This is a genomic window from Sphingobacterium sp. NGMCC 1.201703 (assembly GCF_047784615.1).
Classification (GTDB): domain Bacteria; phylum Bacteroidota; class Bacteroidia; order Sphingobacteriales; family Sphingobacteriaceae; genus Sphingobacterium.
Map to the genome: position 1 here is coordinate 21,548 of NZ_JBLOHD010000005.1, position 13,100 is coordinate 34,647.

The following is a 13,100-nucleotide window of genomic DNA, read 5'->3' on the forward strand; positions in this document are numbered from 1 at the left end:
TTTTCCAAGATAAGAAAAATGTATAGCCCATATATGACCCAAATTCTCTTTTTAGATTTCCCTGGTACAAATATCCCGTAATAAGAGAATCCGTTATTAATTTTCATTTTGTTAATTAATAAGTTATCTTTGGAGAACGAATTGAAATTTTGGTAATGAAGCCTACCTCTTTATTCGATAATAATAAAAAGAAGTTTTTACCCTAATCCGCTTTTGCCTCCACGCAGAAAACTATGTTGCTTACTGATACACATACACACATTTACTACCACGCAGGTACCGATAAACTACAAGAACACTTGCAACGTTGTTTAGACAACCATATAGGAAGACTGTTTTTACCAAATGTAAATAGTGCTTCCATCAAACTTGTATTCGATACCGTGACGGCGTACCCTGAACACTGTTTTCCTATGCTGGGACTACACCCCTGCGATGTCAAGGAAAACTATGTGGAGGAATTAAACAACATCCAAAAGAGCTTGGAGAACAACAAAGTCCATGCCATAGGTGAAATTGGACTGGATCTTTATTGGGACAAAAGTACGCTAAACATCCAAAAAGATGCTTTTCGAACACAGGTGAAATGGGCTAAGGAACTCGGCTTACCGATAGATATCCATTGCCGTGAGGCCTTCACCGAATTGTTCGAATTATTGGAAGAACTTAAAGACGACAAGCTATTTGGTATCCTTCATTGTTTCACAGGAACATTAGAACAGGCCCAGCATGCGATTGACCTGGGTTTTGCACTTGGCATAGGTGGTGTTGTCACTTTTAAGAAAGCAGGATTGGACAATGTTGTCAAAGAAATCGATTTAAAACATATCGTATTGGAAACTGATGCCCCTTACCTTGCCCCAGTCCCCTACCGCGGTAAAGAAAATGAAAGCAGTTACCTGGTTTATGTCGCCCAAAAGGTTGCAGACTTACATGCGATGTCTATTGAACAGGTCGCAGAAATTACAACAGCGAATTCAAAACGTATTTTTGGTATATAATTTATAGAATCCCATGCACAATATATTTATTATCTACACTGGTGGAACAATCGGAATGGTCAAAGATGAAACGGGTACTTTTGTTCCCTTTGACTTTGAGCTGATTAAACGTAATCTTCCCGATTTAAGCCGTCTGGATTATAAACTGACCGTACATTCTTTCGAGCCGATCATTGACTCCTCCAACATGAAACCGGAAATCTGGATCGAAATGGCCCAGATCATCAAAGATAACTATGCCAGCTACGATGGCTTTGTTATTTTACATGGCTCGGATACCATGGCATTTACGGCTTCAGTATTGAGTTTTATGTTAGAGGGACTTCAAAAACCAGTTATCCTCTCTGGCTCGCAGCTGCCAATCGGAGAGATCCGCACGGATGCGCGTGAGAATATGATGACGGCATTGGAAATTGCATCGGCAAAACAAGATGGTGTTTCCATCATCCAGGAAGTCTGTATCCTTTTCGATAACAAGTTGTTTCGTGGGAATCGTTCTTTCAAATATAACTCGGCTAAATTTGAGGCATTTAGATCGCCTAATTACCCTGTGCTCGTGGAGGCCGGTATCCATCTTAAATACAATAACGATGCGTTATTAAATAATATTGACAAAGAGTTTATCTTACATACCAAGTTGGACAACCGGGTTGCTGTATTAAAGCTCTTCCCGGGGATATCTGCTCAGACGATCAAATCTGTCCTTGATTCGGATGTAAGGTCTATTGTGATGGAAACTTTCGGATCCGGCAATACCACTACAGACAGCTGGTTTTTGGATCTGCTAAAAGGAGCAATAGAACAGGGCAAGAATATCCTTAATATTTCACAATGTAAAGTTGGCTCGGTCGAACTAGGACGATACGAGACCTCACAGGGTCTGAAAGCCATTGGCGTGCTCAATGGCTATGATCTTACCTTTGAAGCAGCTGTTACCAAATTGATGTATCTTCAAGGCGAGCTCGAAGACCAAAAAGAAGTTGCCTACTGGGTAGAAAAAGATATCCGTGGGGAACTGACAGTTAACGATTAAAAAAGCTGTCCAAAAGATAGGATATAAAGAACAAGGATCATGGACTGCGCAGGATAAGCTTAGGCCTATCAAGCGGACGTCTTTGATCCTTGTTCTTTAAGCTTTAGGTTCAGACTTCGCTGCTATGTCTGCCAGAACCTCAGCCACCACAAAATTACTCCCCCCCACAAAAATCAGATCGCCATTTTCATAGGCCGCTTTAGCTGCTTCAAAAGCTTCCTGTACAGAAACGTAATCTTGGCCGTTCAAATCAAAAGCTGTAGCCTCCTTGCGAAGTAAATCCGAAGGCAGCGCCCTAGGCATATCCGGTGCGGAGAAATAATAAAGAGCATCTTTGGGTAGATAAGGTAACATGTGCGATAAGTCTTTATCACGCATAGCTCCGATTACAAAGTGCAATTTGTTATACGTTGTGTTATTTAAATTCTTTATAACCTCATGAATGCCGTCCTCATTATGTCCCGTATCACAAATGACAAAAGGATCTTTGGACAGCTGTTGCCAACGCCCCTGGATACCTGTGCTCGCCTGAACATTCTTCAAGGCTTCATGTACATCAAGCGGGCTGATTTCAAAACCTTGCTTACGTAATTCATCGACTGCCAAAAGAACGCCGGCGAGATTTTTCACCTGATAGGATCCTTTGAGATCCAATTGATAAAGATCTTCAGCACCATTTGCATCGATCGCTTCAATACTTAGGTAATCCTGATCCACAAGCAGCATTTTCGTTTGATAGACCTGGGAAGCAAATTGGATAGGAGCCTGTTCTACCTGGGCCTTGTCCAAAAATACGGCTGCGGTTTCGGCAGCATATTCCGAAATCACCACTGGTGTATGCTTTTTAATAATGCCTGCTTTCTCCCCTGCAATTTCAGCCAATGTATTTCCAAGCATATTCATATGGTCAAAGCCGATGTTGGTAATGACGGACAGCAGCGGCTGGATAATATTCGTACTATCCAATCGTCCTCCGAGTCCTACTTCAATAACAGCAATATCGACCTTATTTTTTTCAAAATAGTCGAAAGCCATCGCTACGGTAATTTCGAAAAAAGAGGGTTGCACATCCTCGATCAGCGCCTTATGTTGCTGAACAAAATCCGTCACGAATTCCTGTTCACACATGGCACCATTGACACGGATACGTTCTCTGAAATCCAGCAGATGTGGGGAAGTATAGAGTCCGGTTTTATAACCTGCCTGAGCTAATATCGCCGCCAGCATATGGGAGGTAGATCCCTTTCCGTTAGTTCCGGCAATATGTAAGGTTTTGATTTTTTGCTGCGGGTTATCCAGCGCATTGCAAAGTTTGATGGTATTATCAAGGTCTTTTTTGAAGGCTGAGGCACCATCCCTTGTAAACATAGGCAATCGAGTATACAGATACTCGATTGCCTCTTTATAAGCATTCATTTGAATGATTTTTATCTTAATCTAAAATTGAATACAATCCGTCCTGTTTGGGAATCCGGTGCATTCGGCAATTGGTTTAACCGTGCACCACGGACGGCACGTTCACATTTCTCTAACAATGTAGGATCTGTAATCGTTGTACCTTTTACGCCCGCACGCGCATAGGTAATAATCCCCTGCTTGTTTACCCTGAATTCAACAGCGACCTTACCGGCCTGTTGACCATTGTCATCAATACTAGGCCGTTGGGTGAAACTACGGTTTTCAATGGATAACATCATGTTACCGTTACCGGACCCACCCTCGCCGTAATTGCTGGCCAAAGGATCTCCCAGTTTAGAGCCCTGATTTCCCGGCGTTGTACCAGTACCATCACCAGCGCCCTTACCGTTGTTTTTATTTCCTTTGAAAAGCGCTTTCGCATTTGCCTGAGGTGCCACGGCCTTTGTCTCTTTGGTCGTTTCGGGAGCTTTTGACACCACTTTCTTCTCCGTCTTGGTTACCGCTGGAGCTTCTTCCAGATCTTGTGTGACAACCGCTTTTTCAGCAACTTGCTGTGTTGGCGTAGGCGTCGGGGTCTCCACAGGATCGATACGATCCGGACGTTCGTTATTGGCATTGGGATCTACCGAAGGTTCTTCCACACTCATATAATCATCGCCCATCCCTTCCGGAGAGGTACCATAGTTGACAATCATACCGCCCATTCCATACTCATCCGGGGCCTGCGCCTTAAAAACCACAAAGAAGCCAATCAACAGCAGTGATGCCATGACCAATGTAGATATCCCCAAGGCTTTGGGGAAGTTATTTTCTTCGTGTTGAAGATGATATCTCATTGTATAAATCTCCTATATTAACATATGAGCAATAAACTTCAAAAAAGTTTAATTGCCCCTATTTATCTTTTTTGGGTTCTGTTGCCAGCACCACTTTCACTTTTAGACGATTGGCTACATCCATGACTGAAATCACGTTCTGAATAGGAACGGTATTATCGACATATAACATAATTGTCAACTCTTCGCCGCTGGCCATCTGAGATTGGATTGCCGCCTCCAAACCTTCTATTGGAACTGGGGATTTATCGATAAAATAGCCCAATTCCTTGGTGATCGATATAGTAATTGTTTTTTTCGCGACAGATTGTTCACCTGCGCTTGACTTTGGCAACAATAGCTTGACTACTTGCGGGTTCGAAACTGCCGATGCCAACAGGAAAAACAACATCAGGAAAAACATGATGTCGTTTAGCGCTGAAGTATGTACTTCGGCAGAAGGTTTATTTTTTCTACTTCGTAAGTTCATTATCTTCCTGGTTCATCCAATAAATCAATAAATTCTACTGCATCGGTTTCCATACGTAAAATCAATCGTTCAACCATCATATTTAAGATATGATAGCCTAAATAAGCCAGGATACCGACAGCAAGACCCGAAGCTGAAGACACCATTTTCACATATAGACCACCGGATACGGATGCGATATCGATACCACCCGCCAATTCTACCTCGTGGAAAATCTTGATTACCCCAAAGATAGTACCAACGAAACCAAGCATCGGTGCGATACCCGCGATAATACCAAGAATATTGATATTTTTTTCCAATTTGGCAACTTCAAGTTTACCAACATTTTCAATCGCCCCTTCAATGTCTTTGATCGGTCTGCCGACGCGCAATAGACCTTTTTGCAACATACGTCCTAAAGCCGTGTTACTGGAACGACATACAGCCAAGGCTGAGTCCAAATTGCCCGACAATACATTTGCTTTCACTTGTGACATCAAACTATTATCGTATTTGGCCGCTCTGCGAATAGTCAGGTAGCGTTCAAAAAAGATCACCAATCCAATAAAGAACAATAATAGGATTGGAATCATTATCCATCCCCCTTTGATCATCATATCGATCAAACTCATGTTTTCTGTACTAGCAGCAGCAGGTAATGGTTGTTGCGCAGCTTGATTAAACGTATCTACAGCGGCCTTTGCTGTATCTTGCACTAATGACATAATTATTAATAGTTTTATATAGTTTCTATAATGTTTCTACCCAAGCACCTTCAATTTTTTTCTCCACGGATTTCTTAGCGAGGTCAGCCTCCGTTTTTGTCATGTAGGTATTCAAGATGATTTTCTTTCTATTCCTTTTAAACTTTCCTTCCACAGCGCGTGCAGTCTTGTAGCCCAGCGCACGGAGACGTTTCGCCTCTTCCTCTGCCTGCAGCATTGTACGCGCCGAACCAATAACGACTTGATACTTTGGTTGTGCTACAGGAATAGATTCTTTGATAACCGGATCAGCCTGCAAAACCGGCGTCTTTTCTGGAGTCTTGTTACCAACAGCTACTGCTGTACCTTTTAATGAATCTGTTTTTGATTTTGCCAGAGTATCCAGTTTATTTAAACTATCCGCTGCAAGCGCATTGCCTGTTGTATCATTGGTCGACAAATTATTTTTCTGCCCAATGGTATCAACGCCAGATTTCAGGGCTGGTTGTGTTCCCCCAAACAGTGAATTTTTCAAGCCCGGGTTGGTATATAAGACACCCACGGCAATCATGACCAATACTATAGCCGCTGTTAGCCAGTACCAGATCGCATTTGAATTGCGTGGTTCCTCCTCGTAAATATTAGGAGCATAAGTAGAATTTGCTGCGGCAATCGCACCAATTTCTTTTTGCTCAATTTTCTCCGCCTCTGCGGCGAGCTGGTTATCGTTATCCTCAGCTACTGCCGACATAGCTGCAGTAGCTACAGGCTCAGCTTCAACACTGGAATCCTCATCCACAATATCCTCCTCTTCAGTTGGAGCCATAGGTTCAACCAATTCGGTAACTGGTTCAGCGGTTGTAACAGTACCCTCGCTTGCTGCGTGCAACGCATGCTGCTCGTCCGCAGCTGCCTCTTCGATCTCAGTGTCGCTGTTAAGGACAGCTATCTCCTCATCGTTCTCTTCTTCGGCAGGCTCCGGGGTGATCGGTTCGTCTGGTTCAGCAAGCCTATGCTCGTCCTCCCGCACCGGAATAACGGTTTCGATTTCTGGACCAACAAGATTGACCACCGGTTGAAAATCAAAGCCCGATAAGTCCAAAGGCTTAAATACCAAACTCGAACCATAACTAATCAATAGACCGAGATCATCAAGTTTCACCTGACCAAATTGTCCTAAGTCATTCCTTAATCCCCCGACAGTATCATCAAGAATTTGCTGCGCCTGCCCCAAACTCAAATTTTCCTGTTGTTGGATATAATGCACAATATTGAATCCATGTTGTGCAGAATAATCCAGTTCGACATAGGATATAGGCGGCAAAAACACATTGTTCTGTTTATCAAATTGGGCCGGAGAATGAATTCTTTTGAACACACCTATTCCGGGCACGTATACTTCTGCATAGCGCCTTAATAAACTGTTGATGTTTTTGCCTAGATTCATTGTTCTATGATTTAAAGTGCAAATTTATAATCTTAATTCGTTAAAACGAATAATTAAGACCACCAATTACGTTGAATCCCAATCTTGGGTAATACATGTAACGCTGATATTCCTTCCCAAAGATATTATTTGCTTTCACGAAAACACCAAATTGTTTTTTAATTCGGTATTCAGCACCAGCATTTAGATCCGCAAAGGACGCAATGGTCACTTTATGACCGCTATCCGCTATACGGCTCCCGTCGGTGTTATAATCGTAAACATATGCATAAGTATTGCCTTGGCTGGAAAGCTCGGCATCCACAAAGAATTTATCTGAGATATTGAAACGCGCATTGGCCTGTAACCTAAATTTAGGTAAGCCCCAAGCCTCTTCCTCGTCGCTCAGGTTATAGTCATCAATAAATACTTTACCACCTAGATTAACCAACTGAGACAGGCGTACATTGATCTCCCCTTCCAATCCCATATGCTTCGCTTTGTTGATCTGGCCATCATAAACCACATCAAAAGCCCAAGGAATATACCCACCTTGATCATCGCCAAAGGCGCTATTCTTAAACAAAGGTAATCCTTCGATCTGTTTGTAGAACACCTTTACTTTATAACCGAATGTTGCACCGGCGTTGCCTTTCAAACCACCATACACATTCAATTTTTCAATGGAATTGGCGATTCTGACATTTGGCGCCAAATAAGGATTTTCTTTTGCAAAGTTACGGAACGAGCCCTGTCTCACATTACCATTAACACCGGCAAATAAAGAGATGTATTCCGGAGCCAAAGAAAAATCAGCTTCCACCGATGGAAAAACATTGAAACGGGACTCGTCACCAAATTCCGAAGTCAGGTTGGCACCCAAGGTTACGTTATAGTTATCTCCTTTAAATCGGATATATGGATTGATCAAAACCAAATTGTTTTTCACATTGGCCGTGTCATTTTCGTTTTTGACATTGTTCATGGTCACACTCATGTTGGCCCCGACATTAAACGCGCTCATGCGTTTGTTTAAATATCCGGACAAAGCGAAAGAATTTTCTTTTGCTTTATAGGCATCCTTGAACAGGTAACCATCTACTTTTGCAGAATAGCTTAGCGCTTGCTCATTCTTTGGGTCAACATTGCTTGCCAGCTCACCGTTTAAATAAATATCGGTAAATGTCTGTTTGTCCGGCGATATATTCAGTAAGGTTGTTCCTGGCTGGTCAAATGTCTGACCATAGAAATTCGTACCATATCTGTTGTAGCCTAAGGTACCTTTTACCGTTACGGCATCTAGCACACGACGTCCAAAAATGCCAACATCCTGTGTACTGAATTTCTGCCCTTCGATATTTCCTTTTTGGCTCAAGTGTTTCGCAAATAAGCCAAAACGTGTATTTTCAAATTGCTCCGACGCCAAGTATGCCTCACCCAGGATCGAGTTATAATTACCTATTCCAAATTTGACATAGTTGCTGCTGTTTTCAAAAGGTTGTGCAAATGGTATCTCCTGCACATTCAATTGTTTCAGACCAGTGTTGATATCCAACTTTTTGTCAATAATATTACCATAGTTTAATTTGGGCTGATATTCCCTTTTGTTGGTCATATCAGGACTACGGCGAATTTTCACAGCATCTGCAAGAATCGGTTTGTAATCACGAACAACATCAAAAGAATCAATAGTGACCGGTTTTTCAGGATCGTTCTTCTTGCCTGTTTCCTGTGCAAAAGAATTCAATCCCACGCCCATCAAAAGCGCTGCTAAGGTATATTTCTTCACATTTCTATTTTGCAACTTCTTCATTGTATCCTATTTCTTTTTGTTGTTCAATTTATTTAGACGTTCTTTTGCGGCAGGCAAAATATCATCTTTCGCATCGTAGTTATCCACAATTGATTCCAATGTCGCTTTCGCCTGGAATGTATCCCCTTTACCTGCATAAGCATCAGCCATTGTAATAAAGCTTTTTGCTACCCAATATTCATAAGAGGAGAAATTGTCGGATAGATCCATAGCCGTTTTGATACAGGCATCATACTGCTTGTTTTCCAACTGGATAACCGCAACATTATATTTTGCTTCAGCTCCAAATACGGTACGGCTCTTCAAGGCAGCTAAGCTAAACTCTTTCATCGCCTCCGCTTTTTTGTTTTGCTTTACATAACACTTACCAGCATATAAAAAGGCATTAGCGATCTCCTCTTCCGAGGATTTCTCATAGTTTTTGACAGCGTTGGTATAGTTTAACGCCTCTTTATAATCACCGATTTCATAATAGGAAACCATCAGGTTATTGATTGCGAAGCCGTAGTTAGCTTTATATTCAGAAGTCAGCTCCAGTTTCTTCAAGAGTTGCGTCGCTTCATTATATTTCTTTTGTTTCAAATACAGATTAGAAACTGAAATCAATGTACGCTCCGTATATGGAGATGTCCAGTCATTCAAGATAATATTATAATCATGCAATGCATCTTCTGTATTACCTAAGGCCGCATTACTTTCTGCACGTACAAAACGCGCATATTTTTCTTGGTTTGGTTTCGGGAATTTATCGAAATACGCATTTACAGCTTCTACAGCACCTTGGTAATTTCCACGGGAGAACAAGGTTGTCGCTGTTGAGAATGTCCGCGAATCTTGTTCCGATTTGGAAAGATCCCCCAGGTTGGTTCCTGTTGCATATTTGATATATCCGGTTGCATCCCCTTTATCCAGGTAAATATTCTCGATGGAACGCATAGCTTGTCTCGCTTCATCCGTAGCAGCATATTGATCAACTACACGTTGGAATGTCGCTAAAGCTGCATCATTATTGTCCTGATTGTATTGAACCAAGCCAATTGTTACCAGCGCGCGAGGCACATAACTGCTTCGTGGATATTTTTCCACCATCGATTGAAGTCCCGAAATTGCCTGATCGCTTTCGCCCATCAAGAAACGTGTATATGGAATCTCAAAAGCAATATCATCTGCATAGTTTGAATTCGGGAACTGCGCGATGACAGCGTTTAAGGTTGAGATCTTACCATTATTGTCTCCTTGTAGACCTTGGATAATACCACGTTGAAACAGGGCATAATCTTGACTTGGAGCTTTTGAAGAAATCAGCTTATTATATTCGGTCAAAGCTCTACCATAGTTTTTTGATGAGAAATAAGAGTCTCCCAAGCGGGCGATGGCATCATTCCGGGTATTGATCTCCAAACCTTTTGAACCACCTGAAGCCAAGAAACGTTCAAAGTAATTCGCTGCCGTATTGTAGTTTCCATTACGGAAAGCGGCGTAAGCCAGGGCATAATTTGCGTAGCCGTATACGTCTGTTTTACTTGCTCCTGGCAAGCGTAAAAATTTATTGAAATTCGTTACCGCTTCACCGTACTTGCGTACTTCGTACATCGCTTCTGCCTTCCAGTATGTAGACAGGGCATAAATTTCTTCATCATAACGGTGTTGCTCCGAACGTATAAATAAAGAAATCGCATTTTCAAAAGCACGCTCATTATAAAACTCCAGCCCTCTGTAGTAGGTTACCTTTTGATAAGCGGCGTTTGCCTCTTTACCACGTGTCGGAATAGACTCCAGAATATCAACCGCGTCACGGTAATTTTTGGTACTCAACAAGACTTCTGCCAACAAAGTTTTTGCTTCTTCTTGACGCTTTGATTTCGGATAGGTTTTTAAATACTCCTGTGTGGAAGCCAAAGCCACCTGGTGGAACTCCAATTCATAGGAAAGCTTTGCATAGTTAAACAAACCTTCCTCTTTCATCGCCGGATCAAAATCCAGTTTTGATGCTCTGAAGAACGCGTTACGGGCAGATTGTTTATTTCCTTTTTTCAGAAAGCTATCCCCTAGGGTAATCATAGCGGATTGGTAGTAAGCATCAGGCTCTGTCATTTTTTCCAGTTCCGTGATCGCTTTATCGTAATCCTTTAGCTTGTAAGCAATATAACCGATCTGATAGCTATCCTGGTTATTTTGGGTCTTGCCCTGGTCCTGTGCCTGGAACTTATCGTAGTAATCTTTTGATGTTTTTAGATCACCTTTGATAAAGTAGGTTGCCGCGATAATACGGAACATCTCGGTCTCGTTTTCCTGCTTGGTGCGCGATAAGATTGGCAATGCATAGTCCAATACATCATCGTAACGTTTATCCAGGAAATACAGGGCCGTAATATAGTAAGGATAGCTATTTTCAAATTGTTTTGAGCCATTTAAACGCTCAAATTCATTTAATGCAGTTTTATATTCCGCATCTAAATAACATAAGTAAGCATAATAGTAGATGGACGCTTCCTGAAATTCAGTTTTCTGATCTTTTAATCCTTCAAACAATGGTTTTGCCGTCTTATAATCTTTCGTCATAAAAGAAGCATAACCCAATTTAAAGCGATATTCCACATTCTCTTTACCTGCAAGGTTTTTACTGTCGATCTTTGTGAACCATTCGATCGCCTTTACATAATCCTTTTTGGCGTAATATGATTTACCGATCTGAAAATAAGCAGCTTTAGAATTAGCGCTGACGGGGAAATCTTTAATATATTTAAGAAAACGATTCTCGGCATCCGACTCGCCCAATTCCAAGGCACAGACAGCTTGGTAATACCGCACATTTTCCTTTAATAAAGATAGCTCTTCCGTCTCGTCCAATTGTAGGTTGGATTTTGTTCGCAAGGCTTCAACGCGATCAAATTGTGCTGACGCGGAACCGAATTTTCCGCGCTCATACAATTCCATTCCAGTTTTGTAAGCCTTGTTGATTTGTTGCCATTCTGTCTGTTGCGCTAATGCCGGCGTCGCCATAACGGTTAGTGCAACTCCCACCTGGTAAATCTTCTTATACATAATATGTGAAACCTTAATATGTTATTTATCTGCAAATGTAAATGAATCTCCCTTCAAACCGAGGTAAATTTGCCTTGAACCACAAATCCATTGACTTCTTTTCGCTGATTGACTATTTTAAAACAAGTCAAAATTTATTGAAAATCAATTCAAATACCCTCCCTGTTGGAAGATAGTTTTATTCATTTTACTAAATTATACTTTAATTGAGCTATTTTACACAAAAGTTATTAACATCTGTGTATAACCCTGTATTATAACGGAAATTTTGCACAAAAAATATGCCCGACCAAAAATAAAGTCAGGCATACTATTGTTGATTGAAGAACCTTGTAATTCGGTTATCCTGTATCGATCACACTGCCTTATTCGTTCCGTTACGGAAATGCCAATTAACCGCGTTGTCCGGCCAAGAGGTACAGTACAGCCATGCGGACTGCAACGCCGTTTTCAACCTGATCCAAGATAATGGAGTGCTCACTATCGGCCACATCCGAAGTGATTTCTACTCCACGGTTGATCGGTCCGGGGTGCATAATGGTGATCGGTTTTTCCAAAGAATCCAGGATTTCCTTATTTAAACCATATAACATGGAGTATTCTCTTAAAGAAGGGAAATAAGCAATGTCCTGGCGTTCTAGTTGGATACGTAGCATATTTGCCACATCACACCAATTCAATGCTTTTCTCAGGTCATGCTCCACCTTTACCCCTAAGGAAGTAATATGTTTTGGAATAAGGGTCGTTGGCCCACAGACCATGACCTCTGCTCCCTGTTTTTGAAGACACAGAATATTGGATAGTGCAACCCGGGAGTGTGTTATATCACCTACAATGGCTACTTTACGTCCTGCAACATCACCAAAGCGCTCACGGATGGAAAAAGAATCCAACAAGGCTTGTGTAGGGTGCTCATGCGCACCATCACCGGCATTGACGATCTGTGCATCCACATGTTTACTCAAAAACACACCAGCCCCAGCATAAGGATGACGCATCACGATCATATCGACCTTCATCGCGAGGATATTATTGACGGTATCGATCAGTGTCTCGCCCTTACTTACGGAGGAAGATGAAGCCGCGAAATTAACGATATCTGCAGATAGTCTTTTTTCAGCAAGTTCAAAAGAAAGCCGCGTCCGTGTTGAATTTTCAAAAAACACATTGGCAATGGTGATATCGCGTAAAGAAGGCACCTTTTTGATCGGTCTATTTAATACCTCTTTGAAATTACTCGCTGTATCCAGAATCAATTGGATATCTTTTTCATTTAGATCTTTGATTCCCAACAAATGGCGAGTACTTAATTGTTCTACTGCAGATGACATTTTATAGTATATTCAAGTATTTACTAATCATTTTATTTTAG

The 13,100-nt window shown here is 41.6% G+C and carries 10 protein-coding genes; 2 read left to right on the forward strand and 8 right to left on the reverse strand.

What is annotated here, in order from left to right; translation table 11 throughout:
* Positions 1-233 precede the first annotated feature (233 nt).
* Positions 234-1,001: a TatD family hydrolase gene (locus ACK8HY_RS11150; protein WP_077438880.1), complete on the forward strand. Its 768-nt coding sequence runs from the start codon at positions 234-236 to the stop codon at positions 999-1,001.
* A 13-nt stretch (positions 1,002-1,014) separates the two neighbouring features.
* Positions 1,015-2,034: an asparaginase gene (locus ACK8HY_RS11155; protein ID WP_416133674.1), complete on the forward strand. Its 1,020-nt coding sequence runs from the start codon at positions 1,015-1,017 to the stop codon at positions 2,032-2,034.
* A gap of 96 nt (positions 2,035-2,130) precedes the next feature.
* Here the strand turns inward: ACK8HY_RS11155 and ACK8HY_RS11160 are convergent, their stop codons facing one another.
* From ACK8HY_RS11160 to ACK8HY_RS11195, 8 genes are all read right to left on the reverse strand, one after another.
* Entirely contained in the window at positions 2,131-3,450 is a 1,320-nt protein-coding gene (locus ACK8HY_RS11160) for a bifunctional folylpolyglutamate synthase/dihydrofolate synthase (protein WP_416133675.1), read from the reverse strand.
* A gap of 11 nt (positions 3,451-3,461) precedes the next feature.
* Positions 3,462-4,289 carry an energy transducer TonB gene (locus ACK8HY_RS11165; protein WP_077438877.1) on the reverse strand — a complete coding sequence of 276 codons (828 nt, stop codon included), beginning with the start codon at positions 4,287-4,289 and terminating at the stop codon, positions 3,462-3,464.
* Positions 4,290-4,347: 58 nt separating this feature from the next.
* Positions 4,348-4,758 carry an ExbD/TolR family protein gene (locus ACK8HY_RS11170; protein ID WP_077438876.1) on the reverse strand — a complete coding sequence of 137 codons (411 nt, stop codon included), beginning with the start codon at positions 4,756-4,758 and terminating at the stop codon, positions 4,348-4,350.
* A complete protein-coding gene (locus ACK8HY_RS11175) occupies positions 4,758-5,465 on the reverse strand; it encodes a MotA/TolQ/ExbB proton channel family protein (RefSeq protein WP_077438875.1) in 708 nt (235 codons plus the stop codon). Before ACK8HY_RS11175 ends, ACK8HY_RS11170 begins: the two co-directional genes overlap by 1 nt.
* Positions 5,466-5,490: 25 nt before the next feature.
* Positions 5,491-6,891, reverse strand: a complete 1,401-nt coding sequence (locus tag ACK8HY_RS11180; protein ID WP_416133676.1) for a hypothetical protein — start codon at positions 6,889-6,891, stop codon at positions 5,491-5,493.
* 40 nt (positions 6,892-6,931) lie between these two features.
* Entirely contained in the window at positions 6,932-8,683 is a 1,752-nt protein-coding gene (locus ACK8HY_RS11185; RefSeq protein ID WP_077438873.1) for a TonB-dependent receptor, read from the reverse strand.
* A gap of 6 nt (positions 8,684-8,689) precedes the next feature.
* On the reverse strand, positions 8,690-11,728 hold the full coding sequence (locus tag ACK8HY_RS11190) for a tetratricopeptide repeat protein (RefSeq protein WP_077438872.1): 3,039 nt from the start codon (positions 11,726-11,728) through the stop codon (positions 8,690-8,692).
* 392 nt (positions 11,729-12,120) lie between these two features.
* Positions 12,121-13,059, reverse strand: coding sequence for an aspartate carbamoyltransferase catalytic subunit (locus tag ACK8HY_RS11195; protein WP_077438871.1), 939 nt, complete (start codon positions 13,057-13,059; stop codon positions 12,121-12,123).
* Between the last annotated feature and the right edge of the window lie 41 nt (positions 13,060-13,100).

Bases quoted from the DNA above. Each gene is read 5' to 3' on its own strand.
- ACK8HY_RS11150 (WP_077438880.1), top strand. From the start codon at position 234: ATGTTGCTTACTGATACACATACACACATTTACTACCACGCAGGTACC.
- ACK8HY_RS11155 (WP_416133674.1), top strand. From the start codon at position 1,015: ATGCACAATATATTTATTATCTACACTGGTGGAACAATCGGAATGGTC.
- ACK8HY_RS11160 (WP_416133675.1), bottom strand. From the start codon at position 3,450: ATGAATGCTTATAAAGAGGCAATCGAGTATCTGTATACTCGATTGCCT.
- ACK8HY_RS11165 (WP_077438877.1), bottom strand. From the start codon at position 4,289: ATGAGATATCATCTTCAACACGAAGAAAATAACTTCCCCAAAGCCTTG.
- ACK8HY_RS11170 (WP_077438876.1), bottom strand. From the start codon at position 4,758: ATGAACTTACGAAGTAGAAAAAATAAACCTTCTGCCGAAGTACATACT.
- ACK8HY_RS11175 (WP_077438875.1), bottom strand. From the start codon at position 5,465: ATGTCATTAGTGCAAGATACAGCAAAGGCCGCTGTAGATACGTTTAAT.
- ACK8HY_RS11180 (WP_416133676.1), bottom strand. From the start codon at position 6,891: ATGAATCTAGGCAAAAACATCAACAGTTTATTAAGGCGCTATGCAGAA.
- ACK8HY_RS11185 (WP_077438873.1), bottom strand. From the start codon at position 8,683: ATGAAGAAGTTGCAAAATAGAAATGTGAAGAAATATACCTTAGCAGCG.
- ACK8HY_RS11190 (WP_077438872.1), bottom strand. From the start codon at position 11,728: ATGTATAAGAAGATTTACCAGGTGGGAGTTGCACTAACCGTTATGGCG.
- ACK8HY_RS11195 (WP_077438871.1), bottom strand. From the start codon at position 13,059: ATGTCATCTGCAGTAGAACAATTAAGTACTCGCCATTTGTTGGGAATC.